Source organism: Marinospirillum alkalitolerans (assembly GCF_045055655.1).
Lineage (GTDB): Bacteria > Pseudomonadota > Gammaproteobacteria > Pseudomonadales > Halomonadaceae > Marinospirillum > Marinospirillum alkalitolerans.
Genome location: NZ_JBANFI010000008.1, coordinates 56209 through 76500, shown reverse-complemented (window position 1 = coordinate 76500; position 20292 = coordinate 56209). Strand labels below are relative to the sequence as shown.

Genomic DNA, 20292 nt, shown 5'->3' with positions numbered 1-20292 from the left:
ACTTCTAAAAACCCGAGAAAAAACAAAACCTTGCAACTCTTGCCAAGGCTTCTATCCAACCGCGTTTCCGAGGTCGCCTTCACAAGAGCTGCGTATTATAGGGATCTATTTTTAAAGCGCAACCCCTTTTTGTAAAAAAATGACAAACTAGCTTAAGCGCACCCGAGCATACTTCTTCTTACCCACCTGAATCACTTGCTCTGTGCCTTTGGCGAGACGACATTCTTCATCTACTACCTGATGATCCACCTTCACCGCGCCACGCTTCACCGCATCTTTGGCTTGTGCGCTATTGCTCGTCAAGCCAGCACGATTAATCACGGCGACAATAGGCAAATCCTCATCTGCGCCCAACTCAAGCACGACCTCTGGAAGATCTTCTGGCAACTCACCCTCAGCCAAACGGTTGCCTGCCGACTTGTGTGCAGTAGCCGCCGCTTCTGCGCCATGAAAGCGCTCGATCAACTCACGCGCCAGCAGGATTTTGATATCACGCGGGTTCGCTCCCTGCTCGACATCACGCTTCAGACCTTCAATCTCTTCCAGGCTTCGGAAAGAGAGCAGCTCAAAGTAGCGCCACATTAAACTATCAGGCATAGAGACAAGTTTATTAAACATCACACCCGGTGCTTCATCGATGCCAACGTAGTTGCCCAGGGACTTGGACATTTTTTGCACGCCATCCAGACCTTCCAGCAAGGGAACGGTGATAACCACCTGAGGCTCCATGCCTTGGCTTTTTTGCAGCTCACGACCCATCAGCAGATTAAACTTCTGATCTGTGCCGCCCATTTCAATATCCGCCTGCAAGGCAACCGAGTCATAACCCTGGATCAGCGGGTAGAGAAACTCATGAATCGCGATCGGCTGATTACCCTTATAGCGCTTCTCAAAATCATCCCGCTCCAGCATCCGCGCAACAGTAGACTGGGCAGCCAAACCGATCAGCTGTGCCGCGCTCATTGCGCCCATCCATTCAGAGTTAAAGACAACACGGGTTTTCGCTGGATCAAGAATTTTAAAGACCTGCTCTTTATAGGTCTGCGCATTTTGCATGACCTGCTCTTCTGTCAGCGGCTTGCGCGTTACGCTTTTTCCTGAAGGGTCACCGATACGACCGGTGAAATCACCTATTAAGAACAAAACCTGATGCCCCAGATCCTGCAATTGGCGCAGCTTGTTAATCAGCACCGTATGTCCGAGATGTAAATCAGGCGCTGTCGGATCAAAACCCGCTTTAACGAGCAAAGGCCGCCCTAAGGCCAGCTTTGCCTTTAACTCGTCTTCAACTAAAACCTCATGCACACCTCTTTTAATGATGGCCAGTGTCGCTTCTTGGTTAGTCATGCTTTACCCTTTCACTTTCTATCGCTGGGCTTTAAGCTCTCAGCTGTGCTTAATCCAAAGGATTAAGGAACCAGCCAAGATTATACCTACTATTCATTTTCTTCGTCAGAGGTCACTGATGCGATCTGTCTACGCAGGACTCATGACAGGCACCAGCCTAGATGGTATCGATGGTGTACTGGCCAGCTTTGATGACACAGGATTCACGCTGCTGCATCATGCTTTTGCCCCTTTTCCACAGAACTTGAGAGAAGAGCTGAGTCAATTGGTGGCAGCATCACAGATCGACTTCACGACCTGGGCGCGAACAGAGCAAGCCCTGTCTCTTTTTTATGCCGAGCACTTAGAAAAACTCTGTCTGCAGCTACCCGATAACAGCCAGTTGATCGCAGCAGGATGCCACGGACAGACACTGGAGCATCGGCCCGAGCTGGGCTTCTCTCTGCAAATGCTGAATCCCGCACTCATTGCAGAGCGTACCGGCCAGCATATTGTTTATGGTTTTCGTCAGCGTGATCTTGCTGCAGGAGGACAGGGCGCACCACTGGTCCCCGCATTTCATCTTGCCTATTGTGCAAGCGCAGAGAACTCGCGCATCCTCGTCAACCTTGGCGGCATCGCCAACATCACTTGGCTACCGAATAAGAAAGAGTGCCTTGGATTTGATACTGGCCCAGCCAATACATTACTCGATAGCTGGTATCAGTATTTAGGATTAGGAAACTACGACCAAGATGGGCGCTATGCTGCCAGCGCGACATGTGATACAGAGCTGTTGCATGAATTAATAGATGATCCCTACTTTCGTGCCCCTCCGCCCAAAAGCACCGGCAGAGAGAAGTTCAACCTGACTTGGCTAGAAAATAAAATTGGCAAAAGTAGATTGGCTTCGCTTGATCCAGCGAGCGTGATGGCGACCTTGGTCGAGCTGACTTGCCTGACGCTGAGCCAGGCCATCCATCAGCTTGACCCCGAAGCCCAAAGCGGCATCTTTATCGCTGGCGGCGGTGCCAAAAATCACTTTTTAATGCAGCGCTTGAAGGAACACCTCGCCCCTCGCCTCTGCCAATCCTCTCGCGCCCTAGGGATCGCTGAAGATCAAATGGAAGCCTTGGCTTTTGCATGGCTGGCCTTTGCCTTCTTGAATGGACACAATGCCAACCTACCCGCCGTGACAGGAGCCCAGCATCCAGTACCCTTGGGACAGCTTTGCCCAGGCCGAGCACGCTCTTGGCTCTAGCCAGAGCGCGTTGCAGCAGCAAAGATCAGAAGAGGGAATTCACCAAAACAGCGAAGACTTAGATGGAGAAGGAGGAGCCACAGCCGCAGGTGCTGGAAGCATTGGGATTAGTCAAGGTAAAGCGCGCACCCTCCAGCCCTTCTTGGTAGTCCAAGGTCGAGCCCAATAGATAAGGATAGCTGAGCGCGTCCAGAACAAAACGCGCACCTTCCTCTTCTATGACTGTATCGTCGTCTTGAATTTCTTCTGCAAAACCAAAACCATACTGAAACCCAGAGCAGCCTCCGCCTGTCACATAGACACGCAAAAAGAGATCTGGATTCTGCTCTTCTTCGATTAAAGTTTTCAGCTTTTTAATCGCAGCAGGCGTCACAAAGAGCGCTTTGGGGGTAAAACTCACAGCAGAGGACATAATACGACTCCAGTATAGACAGGCCTAAGCCTGCCTTAACCAAGTAAAACTGTCAAGTATTAGCCTTGCTTCTTATCGACAATAGGCTGAGGTGCAGCCTGCGGCATAGCTTTTGGCTCAGGCTTGTTCAACACCTTTGTGTCAGGTGCATCCACCGACAAGGGGCTGGGCTTTTCACGCGTGACCTTCTTAGGCATCACTGGCTTTTCACCACCCTTACCACTGCTCTTGTAGCGATGCTCGAGTCGGCCATCGACCTGTGCACCCATCACCATTTCAACAGTGTTATAGAAGATATTCCCCTTCACCACCGCCTTGGCAGCCAGCTCAAGATGCTCACAAGAATGAACATCGCCGACAATCGTGCCATTGACAACGAGATGAGGAACAGAGACTTCACCTTCCACTCGACCCTTATCACTAATGCGCAAAACCGCTTTCGAGTCATCATCAGCAATAATATTGCCGTGCACACGACCATCGATATGCAGGCCACCTGAAAAATGGATATCACCCACTATCTCAGCTTTGCTGGAAATCAGGGTGTCAAAGTGATTCGCCGCGGGAGCGTTTTTTCCAAACATTACAAGGCCTCCTGGCTTGACCAATCAAATTCTGTTTCTATGCGCATAGCACGGCTTCCGGTCGATTGTAAAACAACTCGAACCTTTTCTGGCTCGAAGTCCTCGGGTAGATGAATCTGTCCAGCTACATTCTGGAAGAAACGGAAGCGGAAACGAACACTTAAATCATCCACTTCTGGAGAAACATCTTTTAATGGCAAGGTCACATTTTGCGTTTCTCCACGCGCCCCGACAAGACTAATCAGGGCTCGCCCTTCTATAAAAGTATTATTGTCAGTTACCTGAGTGATCACCAACTGGTAATCATAAACACGATTTGTGGCTGTTGGGCGGATCTCGAGGCGATCAATTCTGAGACCTTGGTCTACCTGATCTGGCGCCATGACCCGCTGGTAGAAGTGTAGCTCGTTTTCAAGCTGGGCAATACGCGCATTCAGGTTCAATACGGTTTGCTGCACTTCCTGATAAGCACGACGATCAACCGCGTTACCGCTCTCCGCAGCCAGCACACGCTGACGCAGTTCTCTCAGCGCCTGCGACTGCTCGCGTGTTGTCACCCGAAGCTCATCCCGCTCAATCACTGCAGTGCCACGCTCATGCCAGATAGACCATTGACCGTAATAGTAACCACCCAAGCCTAAGGCAACCATCAACAATAAGATGCCAGTCCGCGCAAAGAAGCGTCGCCAAGGGTTATAGGCTACTATTTCTAGACGCTCGTCTTGTCCCGTTCCTTTCTTCATTGGTTCTCTTCCAGTTTATTCAAGCCAGACTTGCCTTGACCTCTTTATTCAAGGCATCTGTATTCAAGGCATCAAACCTGGCGCAGTCAGCCCAAGAGATTCATCGAAGCCAAACATCAAATTCATATTTTGAATCGCCTGCCCGCTCGCACCTTTAACCAGATTATCAATGACAGAAAGAATCACCAGCAGATCCGAATTCTGCGGACGATGAAGTGCAATACGGCACAGATTACTGCCACGAACGCTGCGCGTTTCTGGACAAGCACCCCAGGGCATCAGGTCGACGCAAGGCATCTTGTCATAGCGAGCAGTATAAAGCTGCTGAATCTCTACATCATTTCGTTTCAGGTTGTCAGCAGTCAAGCGAACATAGAGTGTAGAATGAATACCCCGAATCATCGGAGTCAAGTGCGGCACAAAAGTCAGCCCTACGGCTTGCCCAGCCACATCACTAAGACCTTGCGTAATTTCAGGGTGATGACGATGACAACCGACTGAATAGGCCTTCATGCTTTCACCTGCCTCACACAGCAAGGAACCCAGCTTTGCTGTTCGACCTGCACCCGACACACCTGATTTACAATCGGCAATAATACCATCGGTGTGGATCCAGCCAGCTTCTAAAAGTGGTGCTAAGCCCAGCTGAACAGAGGTAGGATAGCATCCTGGCACCGCGATCAAGCGTGCCTGCTGAATACGCTGATGATCAACAAGCTCTGGCAAGCCATAAACAGCTTCGGACAACAGCTCGGGGGCGCCATGAGGCTGGCCATACCATTCAGCCCACTCATCCGCATCGCGCAAACGAAAGTCAGCAGAAAGATCGATCACCCGTGTTCCTGTATCAAGCAGGGCCTGCGCCATGCTGTGCGCTACACCATGTGGCGTGGCAAAGAAAACGACATCACACTGCCCCATACGCTCAACATTGGGCTCAGAGAAAAGAAGATCAGGATAGTGACCACGCAGATTGGGATACATGTCTTCAACGCGTGTCCCCGCATCGGAGCGAGAGGTAATCAACACCACCTCGGCCTGCGGGTGCTGGGCCAGCAAACGCAAGAGTTCAACACCTGTGTAGCCTGTCCCACCAACTATGCCTATCTTGACCACGTTTTTCTCCTTCCCAAACCAATTTGTGCCATCGGCTGCTTAAGATTTCAGAAATAATACACAATTTTAATGGGTAAGTATGCTGCCAAGCTGGGCATTTTCCCTTCCTGCAAGATTTGAGTTATCCTGTCGGCTCTTGATTTCACCCTAGCAGATAAAGTGAGCAAAATGAGCTATCTATGGATGAAGGCCTTCCACATCATGGCTGTAGTGACCTGGTTTGCTGCCTTATTCTATCTACCACGCCTGTATGTTTACCACGCTCTGGCACTGCAAGAAGATGATCAAAAAGGCTCTGCGCGCTTCAAAATCATGGAGCGTAAACTTTATCGCGGCATTATGACGCCCTCAATGTGGGTTGTTATTTTGCTCGGCGTAGGCTTGTTGAGCATCAATTTTAGCGGCTATCTAAGCCAAACTTGGATGCAAATTAAGCTGGTGCTGGTGGGGCTGCTGATTGGCTATCACTTCTGGTGTGGTCATCTGCTACGCCAATTTGCTCAGGACAAAAATCTCTATAGCCATGTCTGGTTTCGGGTGTTTAACGAGCTGCCTGTTTTTATTTTGATCTTCGTTGTGCTTTTGGTGGTGATCAAACCTTGGTAATCCGTAATTGAGGTGAGCAACCAGCATGATCGAGCCAGGTATCCCTTTACATTTTCAGAAAAGCTATCCCAGCGTCTTGCTGATTGGAGGCCATGATCCAAGCGGCGGGGCAGGCATTATTGCCGATGCCCAAGCAGCCTTGGCCATGCGGGCCTGGCCACTCACTTTAGTGACCTGCCTCACTGCACAAAATACAGAGCGCTTCGATAGCCTGATGCCTCAATCTCCTGTGGATTTTTTACGTCAGCTGGATCTGCTGTTACAAGACTTCCAACCTGCCGCGGTGAAGCTTGGTGTTTTGGGTAACCTAGCACTGCAAAAAGAAATCACTCACTGGCTCAAACAAGCACAGCTTCCTTTGGTGATCGATCCCGTCATGGCTTCTGGATCAGGCACTGGATTGCTGGAAAGTCGTGAACAGCTGCATCACCTGCGCGATCAACTGCTACCTTTGGCTCAGGTGGTCACCCCCAATATTCCTGAACTGGCGCAACTGGCACCGCAACACGCTGAAGTGGATGCACAGGCCAAAGCCATTTTAAAAAGTGGCTGCCGTGCGGTGCTGGTCACTGGCACCCATGCGCCAACACGCACGGTTAAGAACCTTCTATATCGCCAAGGCACCTCCCAAGTGATGACCAGCCGCTGGACTCGCCTTGAGGGTGAGTATCATGGTTCAGGCTGCACCTTGGCTGCCGCTCTGGCTGCTTTGCTCGCACGTGGCGAGGCCTTGGACCAAGCCGTCACCCAAGCACAGGATTTCACCTGGCACAGCCTTGAACAAGGTGTGCAACTGACTCAAGGGCAAAAGCTCCCGCTGCGCACAACGGACTTTTTCAATGACTAATTCTGGCTTAACTGGGCTCTATGCCATCACTTCAGCACGCCAGCTGCACAGTGATTTCTCTCTTTTAAGCAGCACCCAAGCCGCCTTTGAAGGCGGTGTGCAGATCTTGCAGTATCGCGCTAAGGATCAGGATGCCAGCCGCGCGCTGCGTCAGGCGCGTCTGCTCGCTAGGTTATGCCGTGAGTATCATGTTATTTTCCTGATCAACGATGACCCCTATCTCGCCAAAGCGTGTGATGCGCATGGCGTCCATCTAGGCCAGCAGGATTGCTCTATCACCCAGGCGCGCCAGCTTTTGGGGCCACACGCCATTATCGGCCAGACCTGCCATGCCAGCTTGGATCTCGCTCAGCGCGCGCTGGATCAAGGGGCCGACTACCTCGCCTTTGGGCGCTGTTTTCCTTCTCAGACCAAGCCAGAAGCGCCACCTGCCAGCCTAGATATCTTTCAGCAGGCGGCCAGATTCGGTTTGCCTATGGTTGGCATTGGTGGCATCACACCCGCTACAGCAGGTGAGGTGGTCCGCGCCGGTGCTCAGATGATTGCCGTCTGCGACAGTCTATTTAATACCGCCCAACCGCAGCAGGTGGCGCAGCAATATCAACACGCCTTACAAGAGGCGAATTCTTTTCCTTTTAATGAGGTACAGCATGACTCGCTCAGCAGAACTTTTTGAACGCGCCCAGCATTCGATCCCCGGTGGCGTCAACTCACCTGTGCGCGCCTTCAAAGGCGTGGGCGGCACACCGATCTTTATCCAAAAAGCCAAGGGCGCTTATATGTATGATGAAGACGGCCAGCGCTATATCGACTATATCGGCTCTTGGGGACCAATGATTACCGGCCATGCCGATGAGGATATCCTGGATGCAGTACGCCAACGCCTTGAGCTGGGCTTGTCTTATGGAGCGCCAACCGCACTAGAAACAGAAATGGCCGAAACCCTCTGCCAGCTCGTTCCCTCGATGCAAAAAGTGCGCATGGTCAACTCAGGTACTGAAGCCACCATGAGCGCTATTCGCTTGGCGCGCGGCTATACTGGGCGAGATAAAATCCTCAAGTTTGAAGGCTGCTACCACGGCCATAGTGATTCGCTGCTGGTTAAAGCTGGATCAGGCGCGCTGACTTTTGGTGTTCCTACCTCGCCAGGCGTGCCAGCTGATTTTGCCCAGCATACCCTGACATTGCCCTACAACGACATCCCCGCCTTAGAAGCCTGCTTCGCCCAAGTCGGGCAAGAGATTGCCTGTATTATTGTTGAGCCTGTAGCAGGGAATATGAACTGCATTCCACCTCAGCCCGGCTATCTTGAAGCCCTGCGCCGCGTCTGCGATCAATATGGCACGCTGCTGATTTTTGATGAGGTGATGACTGGGTTTCGTGTTGCACTCGGTGGTGCGCAGGCCCATTACCAAGTCACTCCCGATCTGACCACACTGGGCAAGATCGTCGGTGGGGGACTCCCCGTCGGTGCTTTTGGCGGCCGCAAAGAGGTCATGGATCACCTTTCACCCCTCGGCCCTGTCTATCAAGCCGGCACCCTATCAGGCAATCCGCTTGCGATGGCAGCTGGCCTGGCGCTTTTACGCAAGATTCAGGCACCTGGGTTTCATCAGCAGCTGAGCGACTATGTGACCCGTCTCTGCGCCGGTTTAGAAGCCGCTGCGGCAGAAGCCGGTATTCCAGTGATCACTCAGGCCGTTGGCGGCATGTTCGGTCTGTTCTTTACCGATCAGCCATCCGTCAACAACTTCAATGCTGCCACGGCCTGCGACCTCGAGGCCTTTAACCGCTTCTTCCATGCGATGCTCAAAGAAGGCGTCTATCTGGCGCCTTCGGCCTACGAGGCGGGTTTTGTGTCTTCTTGCCACGGTGAAGAAGAGTTGCAACTGACCCTTGAAGCCGCACAAAAAGCTTTTGCCACCTTGAAAAAAAGCTAAGCTAGTAAAAACGCGATCTCCAAAGAAGGCCACTGATGACTGGGTGGCCTTCTTTGGGGACGCCTTGCCCCTGATAGATCTGAGATCCCAAGTGGAGAGCCCCGTGTCTGAAGCCCTAATTCATGCGATGCAGCAACCCGCCACCTATCCACATCCTGTGGATCAAGTCGTGATGCGCGAGACCCATATCTCTTGGGTTTTTCTCGCCGGAGACTTTGCCTATAAAATCAAAAAGCCGGTGAATTTTGGTTTTCTTGACTATTCCACTCTTGAAGCACGACAGCACTTTTGTCAGCTTGAGATGCAGCTCAACCAGCGCTTGGCAGCTGAGCTTTATCTCGATGTCCTCCCCATCTCAGGCGAGATGAGTACGCCCCTGCTGGGAGATGCCAGTGCGCCTTTTGAATATGCGCTCAAGATGCGCCGTTTTGATGATGAGCAGCTGCTCAATGCATTACATCAACGGGGCGAGCTGCGTGAAGAGCATCTGATTCAGCTTGCGGATCAAATTGCCGAATTCCATCTTCAGCAGCAACCAGCCACCCCACCCGAGGATCTCGGTACACCCGCCGCCATCTGGGCACCGGTGGCACAAAACTTTGAGCAGATTCGCGCTCTACTCCAGGATGACAGCGCCCTGAAGCAATTGGAGCTGCTCGAAGCCTGGTCGAAAGACACCTTCGCACGCTTTGAGGATCTGATGATCGAACGGCGCGCCGCTGGCAAGGTGTGTGCCTGTCATGGTGACTTGCATTTAGGCAATACCACCCTTTGGCAAGGGCAGGTGCTCGCGTTTGACTGCATTGAATTCAATGACGCTTTTCGCTGGTGTGATGTGATCAGCGATCTGGCTTTCTTGCTGATGGATTTAGAAGATCGCGGCCTCCAAGGCATGGCGCAAATCACCCTGAATCATTATCTAGAGCAGACAGGTGATTACCAAGGCTTACAGCTCCTCTGCTTCTATAAGGTCTATCGCGCATTGGTTCGCGCCAAGGTCGGCCTCTTTCGTCTGGCACAACCTGGCCTGGATGATGAAGACAAGGCCTCTATCCTGCGTCAATACCGCAGCTATACCGATCTTGCCGAAAGCTATACAGATTTCCATCCGCCTTATCTGATGATCACCCACGGTTTTTCAGGCAGCGGCAAGAGCACGCTGACCACCAATGTCGTGCGTGAACTTGGTGGTATTCGTATTCGCTCAGATGTCGAGCGCAAGCGTCTCTTTGGCCTCAAGCCTCAGCAAAAAAGTCATGCCGAGCTGGCCGATGGTATCTATACCGCTGAAGCCACCGCGCAGACCTATCAGCGTTTAACCGAGTTGGCTGATCTTGCTCTGCGTGCCTGCTATCCGGTCACGCTCGATGCCACCAATCTGAAAAAAGCCCAGCGCCAGCAACTATTGGCTGTAGCAGAGAACCTAGGACTCCCCTCCTTGATCATCTCGTTGAAAGCCGATGAGGCCACTTTAAGACGCCGCCTCAAAAAGCGCCTGGATGAAGGAGAGAAGGTCGCCGAGGCCGACTTGAAGGTGCTGGAGTTACAACTACAAACCCATGAGCCACTGGAAGGCGAAGAGCTCACCTGCTCCGTCACGGTGGACACGGATGCTCCGGCCGCCAGCCAGACACTCGTCAAGCTGATCCGTGACCATCTGCATCTCGGTGAGGCCGCTCAGCAGCACTAAGCATCAGCAGGAACCTACCGAAGCGACTCAGGACTGGCTCCATGCCACGCCTGAGCGCCGTAGGAATCTTTGGCCTTCAGGCCGGAGAGGATGTCAATGATGGGTAGACTGAAACTGCGCCCGCAACTCGGCACAATAATCCGCCGCAGGTAGGGGCGCAGTAAACAACAGATAGTCCGCTGTGACACGCTGCTCCACACCTGGCTCTAGATAGGCTTCTGCCCTGGTACGCTCATCAAGGGTAACCAAGCGCACTGTCACACTCTGCACACCCTCCGCCAACCAGCGCGGCACACCTAAATCAGGCCGCTGATGCACACTGCCAGCCAGAAAGACGCCTATCCGCTCATTCAAAGGGGTTGTGGATAAAATAGCCGCCATCTGCTGATCTCGCGCCAGCTGCACCTGACGCATTTGGGGCAAACGCTCTGGTGGGAGCAGTTGACAATGCCCTTCATCAATCAATTGATCTAAGGCGGCGGCCTGAGCTGGGCTGAGCGCTGCCTGAGGCGCGCCTTCTCGATAAGCAGCAAGCTGCTCCGCGCGGGTTAAATCTGCACCCACAACACGCGGCGCCAAACGCAATGAGGTTTCGACGACGGATTGATAACGATCCCAGGGCCAGGCTGCAACCCACTCCAACGCCTCTGGAGTGATCTGCTCTTGACCCAGTGCGCGATCCAATGCCGCCTGCTGCTGGTAATGTGCCATTTCAAAGGCAACAGCGCCCAAACGCCCCTGCGCAGCCAAATCCTCTATCCAGCGCTGCGCCCACTGCTGATGCTCAGGGTGATCATGCTGCTCACCAACGAGCAACCAGCTTCCGGCTGGCAACTCCGCTAACAACTGGCTTATCTTGACAAAATCAGCCTGCTCAACCGACCAAAGACGTCCTTGCAGCATCTCAGATGGTGCTGCTGTCTGCGAAGGCAAGGCCTGGCAACCAGAGAGCCACCCACTGATGCTGAGCAACAAACAGCAGCCGAGCCAATGCCCTGTACGGCGACTTCTTAAACGGGGATTTTTGCGCATTTTTTCTCCTTCATGACCCCAGCCTCGCACTCAAACGAGCAGGGCAGAGGCTTGCAATTCGCTTCGATTTCCAGTAAATAGGCTAGTCTTTTGATTGACCAGCAGCCAGTTAAGCGCCGTATCCAACCGCCCTTAACTCAGATGCTCCTAACTCTAATGAGGCAAGGCCATGCCAGATACAATGCAGAATTCTCAAAAAAATCAGTCCATTGCTCCTTACCGGCTCGTTGAGGGTGAAGAGTACATGAATGACAAGCAACTGGCTCACTTCCGCCAAATCCTGCTGAATTGGAAACAAGAGCTGATGGAAGAAGCTGATCGTACCGTACAGCATCTGCAAGAAGAAGCGACCAACTTTGCTGATCCTGCTGATCGCGCCACTCAGGAAGAAGAGTTTAGCCTAGAGCTGCGTACGCGTGATCGTGAGCGCAAGCTGATCAAGAAGATCAACGAAACACTCGATAAGATTGAAGAAGACGACTACGGCTATTGCGAGGCCTGCGGCATTGAGATCGGTGTGCGTCGCCTTGAAGCGCGTCCTACAGCCACCCTGTGTGTGGATTGCAAAAGCCTCGCTGAAATCAAAGAAAAGCAAATCGGGCGCTAAGTTCAGGGATGGAGCCCCTCTCCTTCCCTTATCGGGGGCGCTTTGCCCCCACGCCTTCTGGTCCGCTGCATTTTGGCTCGTTGGTCACGGCCTTAGCCAGCTGGCTAGAAGCGCGAACCCATCAGGGGCAGTGGCAGCTCCGCATCGAGGATATCGATCCACCGCGCGAAATGCCCGGTGCTGCTGATCAAATTCTCTTCACTCTTGAAGCTTTTGGCCTGACCTGGGATGGCCCAGTGGTCTACCAAAGCCAGCGCCACGAGGCTTATCAACACGCGCTGGATCAGCTGCGTGCCCAAGGGCGTGCCTATCCCTGTTATTGCACCCGTAAGCAGCGCCAAGGCCAATCCATCTATCTGGGTCATTGCCGTCACCAGCCTCCACCCCATACCCACCTGGCCCCCGCCTGGCGCTTTGCACTGGAAGAAAACAGCCTCCTCTGCTGGGAGGATCAGCTCCAAGGGCATCAAGCTTTTAACTTCTTAGAGATAGGCGACCCGATCATTCGTCGCCGAGATGGCTACTGGGCCTATCAACTTGCCGTGGTGGTCGATGATCTTGAAGCCGGAATGACGCATCTAGTGCGCGGTTACGATCTACTGGATTCCACACCCTGGCAGCTGGCTCTCTATCAGGCGCTGGCTCCTGAACAAAAACCGCCGACCTACCTGCATTTGCCGTTGATCATCAATGCTCAGGGGCAAAAGCTCTCCAAGCAAAACCATGCACCCGCTATCTGCGCCTCACGCGCCAGCGCCCATCTCATCCAAGCCCTCGAGTATCTGAACCAGCCCATCCTGGCTGAATGGGCCAGCTTGTCGGTTGAGGCACTCCTGTCACTGGCCGTACAGCACTGGGATCGAACACGATTACCGAGCGGTCAACACTTCTCCTTGCTTCCTGGTCAGCACCTCGAGTAACTTGGGGCAGCTTGTTGCACAAGGAGTGATCTATGTATACCTACCGCCTGATTCTGCTACTGGTCGTCATCAGCTATTTTTTTCTCCCTTGGCTACAACCGCAGTGGGGGCAAACCCACTGGTATCAACCCTATCTGATCTGGCTTGCTCTGATTGGTGCGGCCCTATGGCTGGATCAAAAACGCCGTATTGAGCGCTTGTAGTACCAGCAATGCTGAATTTCTCTCTGACCCAGATTTTCTTACTCGGCGTTGGCTACCTGTCGCTGCTCTTTGCCTGCGCGTGGGTGGCTGAAAAAGGCTGGCTGCCAAAAAAGCTGGTTCGTCATCCTGTCATTTATATTTTGGCACTCGGGATGTATGCCAGTGCCTGGGCTTTTTATAGCGTCTTTGGCATGGCCGAACGCTATGGCTATGCCTTTCTCACCTACTACCTTGGGATTTCGGCTGCCTTTGTGCTCGCGCCGCTGCTGCTCTTACCACTACTGCGTTTAGCCCGCACCCATCAACTCAGCTCTCTGGCCGATCTCTTCGCCTTTCGCTATCGTAGCCGCCTGATCGGCATGCTGGTCGCAGCGGGCTTACTGCTGGGCAGTATGCCTTTATTTGCGATGCAAATTCAGGCGATTGCCGATGTCATCTTTTTACTCACCAATGAATCTGCGCCCCATCATCTGGCCTTTGTTTTCTGTGCGGTCATCACCCTGTTTGCGATTCTGTTTGGGGCGCGGCATATTTCCCTGCGCGAACGCCATGAGAGCCTGCTGGTGGCGATTGCTTTTGAATCGCTGGTTAAATTGATCGGTTTTTTAAGCCTAGGCGCTTTTGCACTCTGGGGCATCTTTGGTGGACTCGACGGACTCGAGCGCTGGTTGGCCGTCGAAGGCGAACAGCTTGAGGCGGCGATCACCCCGCTGGCGGATCATCAATGGCGCACCCTGCTGCTGCTCTTTTTCGCAACAGCTGTCTCTATGCCGCATATCTTCCATATTATCTTTGCTGAAAATCCCTCAGAACCGGCTCTTCTGCAAGCCAGCTGGGCGATGCCGGTGTTTCTGCTATTGCTGGCACTGCCTGTGCCGGTGATCTACTGGGCTTATCTGGCCAGCGACAGTCACCTTGCAGCAGAATACGCCACCCTGTCTTTTGGGCATAGCTGGTCTTTGGTTTCCTTTATCGTTGGCCTTGCGGCAGCCAGCGGCAGCATTATTGTGATGACACTGGCACTCGCACCTATGCTGCTCAATCATCTGGTTCTGCCTTTTTATCGCCCACCAGCGCGACTGGATATCTACTACTGGCTGTTGTGGATGCGCCGACTGATCATTGCTCTACTGATTTTTGCCGCTTATCTGGTCTATCTGGTGCTGCATGAGCAGCATGATCTGGCCACGCTTGGCCTGTCTGCTTTTATCGCCACACTTCAGTTTCTCCCTGGTGTTCTGGCGCTGCTCTACTGGCCTAGCGCCAACCGCCTTGGACTGAGCCTGGGCTTGATTGCTGGTTTTCTTGTCTGGGGTATTGGGCTGGGTTTTCCGCTCATGCTGGGTATCGATCAGCTCAGCTGGGGTGATAGGGTGCTGCCGCTGAAGGGTTTTGATGATTGGTATCCTGTGGCGTTGCTCTCTATTACCGTCAACCTCGGCTGCTTTATTTTCTTTTCTTTGATCAGTACCACCAGCGAGGAAGAGAAACAAGCCGCCGCCCTGTGCTCACAAAATCTATGGCTCAGGCCACAAAGACGTGTGGTTGCCGCCCATCAGTGTGCCGATTTTATTCAGCTGCTGACCCCCCCTTTAGGACCCGATACCGCCCAACGTGAAGTCGAGCAGGCCTTAAAAGAGCTCCGTCTTTTACCCACGGATCGTCGCCCTCTGGCAATGCAGCGGCTACGCGATCAACTCCAAGCCAACCTCTCTGGCTTAATGGGCTCCAGCGTGGCGCAGGTGCTGACGGATCGTTATCTCCCTTGGCAGGTTGAATCCAACACCCGCCAACGCGATCTGCCTTATATCGAAGAGCAGCTAGAACTCTACCAAAGCCATCTGACAGGCATGGCGAAAGAGCTGGATGCACTACGCCGCCATCATCGCCATACACTGCATTCCTTGCCGATAGGGGTGTGTACACTCGATGAGCAGCAACGTATTCAATTCTGGAATGCCGCGCTGGCCCACCTGACCCAACTAACGGCTGCAGAAGTCCTTGGCCTCACTCTCGAAGAACTTCCCGCACCCTGGGGCCATCCTCTGCATGACTTTTACCAACAGCCAAGTGAAACCCTGAATCGTCTGGCCGTACAAGCAGGATCGCGCCAGCTGTGGCTACGCTTGCAAAAGGCCAGCGTTGGCCTAGAACAAGAAGCCAACACGGGTATGGTGCTGCTGATTGAAGATCAAACGGAACGCCAGCAGCTTGAGGATCATCTGCTGCATCGTGAGCGGCTGGCATCTATCGGGCAGCTGGCGGCCGGTGTAGCCCATGAAATCGGCAACCCCGTCACCGGCATCTCTTCTCTGGTGCAAAACCTGCACTATGATGCCGAAGATCCAGCCTTAGTGCGTGAAACAGCGACAGCCATTCATCAGCTCACACAACGCATTAACCATATCGTGCAAACACTGGTCAGCTTTGCTCATACGGGGAAAAGCCGCCCTGAGCTGGCTTTTGAACCGACATCTGTCCATGCCACATTGGAAGCCGCCATAGCACTGTTGCGTCTTGGCAATCATCAGCAGGAAAGAGATTATCGTAACCTTTGCGCGCCAGATCTGATGCTGCTTGGTGATCCGCAAAGATTGCAGCAGGTCTTTATTAATCTGCTCAGTAATGCACGAGATGCCACCCAGCAAGGTGGGCGTATTCTCTGTACCAGCCACGCTAACGACACCCACCTGTGGATTGAGATCCATGATGATGGTACGGGAATCGATCCCGACCAGCAGGAGCAGCTCTTCACACCTTTTTATACCACTAAAGCAGCAGGCGAAGGCACAGGCTTGGGACTCGCTTTGGTTTATAGTATTGTCGCTGAGCATGGTGGCCAGATCAGCTGCGACTCACCCAGTGCACTGACAGCAAGAGGTAGCTGCTTCCGCTGCCAGTTTCCACGATGGCCAGTGACGGCCGCGCACCAACCTGAGGACAAGCAAGCATGACAGGAAGAATCCTGATTGTTGAAGACGAAGGCATCATTCGCTCCGCGCTGCGGCGTTTATTGGAGCGCAATGGCTTTGAAGTCACTGAAGCCGGCTCCGTCCCTGAGGCCCAGCAGCATCTAGACAGCGCTGAATTTAATCTGATTATCAGTGATCTGCGCTTGCCAGGTGAAGCAGGAACAGAGCTGCTCAGCCAATCTATCCCTGTCCTGATTATGACCAGCTATGCCAGCCTCCGCTCTGCCGTGGATGCGATGAAGCTCGGCGCTGTGGATTATATCGCCAAGCCTTTCGATCACGATGAAATGCTCAGCGCCGTACGCCACCTTTTGGCCCAGGTCACACCCAGTCAGCCCAGTGCTGCCGAACCCGCACCGCTGGCCTCCACCCAAGGCATACCCGGTATGCTCGGTGATAGCCCGATCATGCAGGCCATTTATACGCAAATTAAGAAGATTGCACCCTTTGATACACGAGTGCTGATCCTGGGTGAATCAGGAACGGGTAAAGAACTGGTCGCCAAGGCATTACACCAGCTCAGTCAACGCCATAAGGGGCCCATGATTTCGGTCAACTGTGCTGCCATTCCTGAAACCCTGATTGAATCTGAACTCTTTGGGCATGAAAAAGGGGCCTTTACCGGCGCCAATACGACCCGTCAAGGTTTGATTGAGGCCGCTGATGGCGGCACGCTGTTTTTGGATGAAATCGGCGAACTCCCACTCGATGCGCAGGCTCGCCTGCTGCGTGTTTTGCAAGAAGGTGAAATCCGCCGCCTCGGTGCGGTTGAATCGCGCCAGGTCGATGTGCGCCTGATCGCAGCCACCCATCGAGACATCAAACTGCTGGTCGACCAAGGCAAGTTCCGCCTCGATCTTTACTATCGCCTGAATGTGATTGAACTCGAATTGCCCTGTTTGGCAGAACGTGGCGAGGATATTCTGCTGCTGGCCGAACATCTGCTCGAACAAACAGCACACCGCCTCAGCAAGCCTTTGCCACGCTTTTCGAAGGCGGCTCGTCAGGCGCTGCTGGATTACAACTGGCCAGGTAACGTGCGTGAGCTAGAAAACCGTGTCGAACGAGCACTGATTCTGGCCGAAGATGCCCACCTTCTTCATCCGCAAGATTTGCAGCTCGTCAGTCGCAAGGCAAGCTATGCACGCCCTGAAGCACAGGCGACACACCAGAGCAACAACACGGCCAATCCCTTTGCCGAATCCAGCCATGATGAAGCCCACCTCCCTGCCGACGACCTTTCGCTTGAAGATTATTTCGTCCGTTTTGTGCGAGAGAATGAAGACCAGATGAGTGAGACAGAGCTGGCCAAAAAGCTGGGCATCTCACGCAAATGCCTCTGGGAAAGACGCCAGCGCTTGGGTATTCCAAGACGTAAAACCAGTGTGACCCGCTAGTTCTGCTACTGTTACCTTAGCACTCAATTCCTGCGACCCAAGGTCGCATCTGGGTAACAACCTCTGCACATCATCGATCACCCTACCAATAGAAAAAATTCAACCCCTTGTTTTTAAACAGATATTTTTTTTCTGGCACGCATCCAGCAATAGACCCAGTAAGAAAAACAAGAACACCACAGGCCCTGAGTTCGATAACAACAACAAAAGAACTCCTAGCCTGAGCCAGGCTGAGCAGAACAAAAATAACAATCCAGACTGGCAAGAGATCGGTTGGCGAGTTGATAAGAATAACAAAGTGCCACACACAATCGGCATAACAATAACAAGAAGATTGGATCTCTGGTCTTTAGTGAAAGCGAGCGCTGAGGCTAAAAAACAAAAACAATGAACCTCACCGCTTCCTGAGCATAACAAAAACAAAAGCGCTCAGAGGCAAGCCCAAACTAAAGCTATATTGTTTTGAATACGAGGTGGTCAGCTACAGGAAAAATAAAAACAAAATGACCTTTTGGCGACTGTGATACGTATTCAGGGCGATTTAGAACTATCTCCCTTAAATGGCAAGGATGCCCAGCAGTATCTCTCAAGAAGGCCTCAGGCCTTCTTTTTTTATGCCTGTTTGAAAACACATTTCTTGCTTTGCCAGCGTCCGGTGCTCAGGTAAACTGCTGACTATTTACCGCTCGTCTCATTGATTAAGGTCAAGATGCTTAAACGTCTCAAAGGTTTTTTCCAATCCGCTGGCAAGAAAAAAGCTGCGCCCGCTCTTAAGCGACAGATACTGCCCCGCGCCCAACACCCTCTCTCTCGCAGCGAAATTCATGACGGTGCCTTAAAAGTCCTGTATCGCCTGCATAATCAGGGTTTTGAAGCCTATCTCGTTGGCGGCTGTATTCGCGACCGGCTGCTTGGCATCCGCCCTAAAGACTTTGATGTTGCCACCAATGCCACGCCCGAGCAGGTCAACCAGATCTTTCGTAACTCGCGCCTCATTGGCCGACGTTTTCGTATTGTGCATGTTCGCTTCGGACGCGAAATCATCGAAGTCACCACCTTTCGAGGCACCCAACAGCAACCCAGTCAGGCCCAGCATCAACAAACCGAAGAAGGCATGCTGCTGCGGGATAACGTCTGGGGCAGTATAGAAGAAGACGCGGCACGCCGTGATTTCACCATTAATGCCCTGTATTACAATATTGCCGACTTCTCTATCCATGACTTTACTGGTGGATTGCAAGATCTTGAGCAACGTCAACTACGCCTGATTGGCGATCCTGAAACGCGTTACCGTGAAGATCCTGTACGCATGCTGCGCGCCGTTCGTTTTGCAGCCAAGCTCGATTTCCAACTCGAAGCCCAGACCGCTGCGGCACTGCGCCCTTGCGCCAGCTTATTGCTCCAAGTGGCACCAGCACGCTTATTTGATGAAGTGCTGAAGCTCTTTTTATCCGGCAAGGCAGTGAAGACCTTTCATCTGCTCCAGGAACAACATCTCTTTCAGTTTTTGTTTCCTGCCACCGCAGAAGCTTTTCGTGAAGATCCGACAAGCCTGAAACTGGTAGAACAAGCCCTCGCCAACACCGATCTGCGTATCGAGCAAGAAAAGCCCGTCACACCCGCTTTCCTCTATGCCGCACTACTGTGGCCGGGCGTCAAAATGCGTTTTGATAAGAAGCTGAGCGAGGGTTGCCCGCCCTTCCCCGCCTTGCAGCAAGCCAGTCAAAGGTTGCTTGAAATGCAAAGCCAGCATATTACGCTGCCCAAGCGCTTTGCTTTTCCGATGCGTGAGATCTGGGATTTACAGCTCAAACTCCCCCAGCCACATGGTAAAAAAGCGTGGCAGCTTCTCCAGCATCCACGCTTTCGAGCAGCCTATGATTTCTTGCTCCTGCGTGAGGCAGCAGGTGAAGCAACGCAAGGCTTTGGTCAATGGTGGACGGCCTTTCAGGAAACTGACGCCAGTGGGCAGCAACAGCTCCTCAGCCAGCTGGTACGCCAGCCTGGGGCAGCACGTAAGAAAAGACGTAAGCCCAAAAAGAAAGTGCAGCAGGAGGGCTAGATGGCACAGGCATGGATTGGATTGGGGAGTAATCTTGACGACCCGATAAACCAGGTGACGCAAGCCCTCGCTGAGCTGGATCAGCTGGACCAGACGCACTTGGTCACAGCATCACAACTCTGGCAGAGCCAACCTGTTGGCCCTCAAGATCAGCCGGACTTTATCAATGCTGTGGCGTTGATTGAAACCCAGCTGGCACCCTTGGCGCTCCTTCATCAGCTGCAAAGCTTGGAGCAGGCACATCGCCGTGTCAGAGAACGCCACTGGGGGCCACGCACCTTGGATCTGGATCTGCTCGCCTATGAACAGCAGGTGATGCAGACCCCTGAGCTGACGCTCCCCCATCCCCGTCTTTATGAACGCGCTTTCGTGCTCAAACCCTGGGCCGCGATCAATCCAGCATGCATCCTGCCACCAGGACAGACTATCCAATACTGGCTTGATCAACTGCCGCAGGCAGCACTAAATGAAGTGTTACCTTTGCAGACAGAAACCCTGAGCAGACTTTGACAACTGGGTTACTAGAGGTAACAATCCGCTCATGGCGAGCCAGCCACACGCCCGCTTGCCCTCT

General features: G+C 53.0%; 19 protein-coding genes. 13 read left to right on the top strand and 6 right to left on the bottom strand.

Annotated features, from left to right (window positions below):
• Positions 1–147: 147 nt before the first annotated feature.
• Complete coding sequence (tyrS, locus tag V6U78_RS11880; protein WP_405341126.1) at positions 148–1347, bottom strand: tyrosine--tRNA ligase; 1200 nt, start codon at positions 1345–1347, stop codon at positions 148–150.
• Between the two features lie 118 nt (positions 1348–1465).
• Here tyrS and V6U78_RS11875 point away from each other — a divergent pair, with 118 nt between their 5' ends.
• Positions 1466–2587 carry an anhydro-N-acetylmuramic acid kinase gene (locus V6U78_RS11875; RefSeq protein ID WP_405341123.1) on the top strand — a complete coding sequence of 374 codons (1122 nt, stop codon included), beginning with the start codon at positions 1466–1468 and terminating at the stop codon, positions 2585–2587.
• Positions 2588–2645: 58 nt separating this feature from the next.
• On the opposite strand, the gene erpA is transcribed toward V6U78_RS11875, so the two are convergent.
• The 4 genes from erpA to argC form a co-directional block, all read right to left on the bottom strand.
• Positions 2646–2999: an iron-sulfur cluster insertion protein ErpA gene (gene erpA / locus V6U78_RS11870; protein ID WP_405341120.1), complete on the bottom strand. Its 354-nt coding sequence runs from the start codon at positions 2997–2999 to the stop codon at positions 2646–2648.
• A gap of 59 nt (positions 3000–3058) precedes the next feature.
• Entirely contained in the window at positions 3059–3583 is a 525-nt protein-coding gene (locus tag V6U78_RS11865; protein ID WP_405341118.1) for a bactofilin family protein, read from the bottom strand.
• Positions 3583–4326, bottom strand: a complete 744-nt coding sequence (locus V6U78_RS11860) for a DUF6776 family protein (RefSeq protein ID WP_405341115.1) — start codon at positions 4324–4326, stop codon at positions 3583–3585. The genes V6U78_RS11865 and V6U78_RS11860 overlap by 1 nt, the downstream gene beginning before the upstream one ends.
• A 63-nt stretch (positions 4327–4389) precedes the next feature.
• Positions 4390–5442 carry an N-acetyl-gamma-glutamyl-phosphate reductase gene (argC, locus tag V6U78_RS11855; RefSeq protein WP_405341112.1) on the bottom strand — a complete coding sequence of 351 codons (1053 nt, stop codon included), beginning with the start codon at positions 5440–5442 and terminating at the stop codon, positions 4390–4392.
• A gap of 168 nt (positions 5443–5610) precedes the next feature.
• Between argC and hemJ the strand changes: the two genes are divergently transcribed.
• From hemJ to V6U78_RS11830, 5 genes are all read left to right on the top strand, one after another.
• Complete coding sequence (hemJ, locus tag V6U78_RS11850; RefSeq protein ID WP_405341109.1) at positions 5611–6048, top strand: protoporphyrinogen oxidase HemJ; 438 nt, start codon at positions 5611–5613, stop codon at positions 6046–6048.
• A gap of 25 nt (positions 6049–6073) precedes the next feature.
• Positions 6074–6895 (top strand): bifunctional hydroxymethylpyrimidine kinase/phosphomethylpyrimidine kinase, encoded by an 822-nt coding sequence (gene thiD, locus V6U78_RS11845; RefSeq protein ID WP_405341106.1) that lies wholly within the window; start codon positions 6074–6076, stop codon positions 6893–6895.
• Positions 6888–7571: a thiamine phosphate synthase gene (gene thiE / locus V6U78_RS11840; protein WP_405341103.1), complete on the top strand. Its 684-nt coding sequence runs from the start codon at positions 6888–6890 to the stop codon at positions 7569–7571. Before thiD ends, thiE begins: the two co-directional genes overlap by 8 nt.
• Positions 7546–8835, top strand: a complete 1290-nt coding sequence (gene hemL / locus V6U78_RS11835; RefSeq protein ID WP_405341100.1) for a glutamate-1-semialdehyde 2,1-aminomutase — start codon at positions 7546–7548, stop codon at positions 8833–8835. Before thiE ends, hemL begins: the two co-directional genes overlap by 26 nt.
• Positions 8836–8938: 103 nt before the next feature.
• Complete coding sequence (locus V6U78_RS11830; protein ID WP_405341097.1) at positions 8939–10525, top strand: bifunctional aminoglycoside phosphotransferase/ATP-binding protein; 1587 nt, start codon at positions 8939–8941, stop codon at positions 10523–10525.
• Between the two features lie 93 nt (positions 10526–10618).
• Here the strand turns inward: V6U78_RS11830 and V6U78_RS11825 are convergent, their stop codons facing one another.
• Positions 10619–11557, bottom strand: a complete 939-nt coding sequence (locus V6U78_RS11825) for a ChaN family lipoprotein (protein ID WP_405341094.1) — start codon at positions 11555–11557, stop codon at positions 10619–10621.
• A 169-nt stretch (positions 11558–11726) separates the two neighbouring features.
• On the opposite strand from V6U78_RS11825, the gene dksA reads away from it, so the two are divergent.
• The 7 genes from dksA (at position 11727) to folK (ending at position 20228) form a co-directional block, all read left to right on the top strand.
• Entirely contained in the window at positions 11727–12164 is a 438-nt protein-coding gene (dksA, locus tag V6U78_RS11820) for an RNA polymerase-binding protein DksA (protein ID WP_405341091.1), read from the top strand.
• Between the two features lie 8 nt (positions 12165–12172).
• Complete coding sequence (gene gluQRS / locus V6U78_RS11815; RefSeq protein ID WP_405341088.1) at positions 12173–13084, top strand: tRNA glutamyl-Q(34) synthetase GluQRS; 912 nt, start codon at positions 12173–12175, stop codon at positions 13082–13084.
• A gap of 32 nt (positions 13085–13116) precedes the next feature.
• A complete protein-coding gene (locus V6U78_RS11810; protein WP_405341085.1) occupies positions 13117–13287 on the top strand; it encodes a hypothetical protein in 171 nt (56 codons plus the stop codon).
• An 8-nt stretch (positions 13288–13295) separates the two neighbouring features.
• On the top strand, positions 13296–16241 hold the full coding sequence (locus V6U78_RS11805; RefSeq protein WP_405341082.1) for an ATP-binding protein: 2946 nt from the start codon (positions 13296–13298) through the stop codon (positions 16239–16241).
• Positions 16238–17656 (top strand): sigma-54-dependent transcriptional regulator, encoded by a 1419-nt coding sequence (locus V6U78_RS11800; protein WP_405341079.1) that lies wholly within the window; start codon positions 16238–16240, stop codon positions 17654–17656. The genes V6U78_RS11805 and V6U78_RS11800 overlap by 4 nt, the downstream gene beginning before the upstream one ends.
• 709 nt (positions 17657–18365) lie before the next feature.
• Positions 18366–19718 (top strand): polynucleotide adenylyltransferase PcnB, encoded by a 1353-nt coding sequence (gene pcnB / locus V6U78_RS11795; protein ID WP_405341076.1) that lies wholly within the window; start codon positions 18366–18368, stop codon positions 19716–19718.
• Entirely contained in the window at positions 19719–20228 is a 510-nt protein-coding gene (folK, locus tag V6U78_RS11790; RefSeq protein WP_405341073.1) for a 2-amino-4-hydroxy-6-hydroxymethyldihydropteridine diphosphokinase, read from the top strand.
• The last annotated feature ends 64 nt before the right edge of the window (positions 20229–20292 follow it).

Bases quoted from the DNA above. Each gene is read 5' to 3' on its own strand.
- tyrS (WP_405341126.1), bottom strand. From the start codon at position 1,347: ATGACTAACCAAGAAGCGACACTGGCCATCATTAAAAGAGGTGTGCAT.
- V6U78_RS11875 (WP_405341123.1), top strand. From the start codon at position 1,466: ATGCGATCTGTCTACGCAGGACTCATGACAGGCACCAGCCTAGATGGT.
- erpA (WP_405341120.1), bottom strand. From the start codon at position 2,999: ATGTCCTCTGCTGTGAGTTTTACCCCCAAAGCGCTCTTTGTGACGCCT.
- V6U78_RS11865 (WP_405341118.1), bottom strand. From the start codon at position 3,583: ATGTTTGGAAAAAACGCTCCCGCGGCGAATCACTTTGACACCCTGATT.
- V6U78_RS11860 (WP_405341115.1), bottom strand. From the start codon at position 4,326: ATGAAGAAAGGAACGGGACAAGACGAGCGTCTAGAAATAGTAGCCTAT.
- hemJ (WP_405341109.1), top strand. From the start codon at position 5,611: ATGAGCTATCTATGGATGAAGGCCTTCCACATCATGGCTGTAGTGACC.
- thiD (WP_405341106.1), top strand. From the start codon at position 6,074: ATGATCGAGCCAGGTATCCCTTTACATTTTCAGAAAAGCTATCCCAGC.
- thiE (WP_405341103.1), top strand. From the start codon at position 6,888: ATGACTAATTCTGGCTTAACTGGGCTCTATGCCATCACTTCAGCACGC.
- hemL (WP_405341100.1), top strand. From the start codon at position 7,546: ATGACTCGCTCAGCAGAACTTTTTGAACGCGCCCAGCATTCGATCCCC.
- V6U78_RS11825 (WP_405341094.1), bottom strand. From the start codon at position 11,557: ATGCGCAAAAATCCCCGTTTAAGAAGTCGCCGTACAGGGCATTGGCTC.
- dksA (WP_405341091.1), top strand. From the start codon at position 11,727: ATGCCAGATACAATGCAGAATTCTCAAAAAAATCAGTCCATTGCTCCT.
- gluQRS (WP_405341088.1), top strand. From the start codon at position 12,173: ATGGAGCCCCTCTCCTTCCCTTATCGGGGGCGCTTTGCCCCCACGCCT.
- V6U78_RS11810 (WP_405341085.1), top strand. From the start codon at position 13,117: ATGTATACCTACCGCCTGATTCTGCTACTGGTCGTCATCAGCTATTTT.
- V6U78_RS11805 (WP_405341082.1), top strand. From the start codon at position 13,296: ATGCTGAATTTCTCTCTGACCCAGATTTTCTTACTCGGCGTTGGCTAC.
- V6U78_RS11800 (WP_405341079.1), top strand. From the start codon at position 16,238: ATGACAGGAAGAATCCTGATTGTTGAAGACGAAGGCATCATTCGCTCC.
- pcnB (WP_405341076.1), top strand. From the start codon at position 18,366: ATGCTTAAACGTCTCAAAGGTTTTTTCCAATCCGCTGGCAAGAAAAAA.
- folK (WP_405341073.1), top strand. From the start codon at position 19,719: ATGGCACAGGCATGGATTGGATTGGGGAGTAATCTTGACGACCCGATA.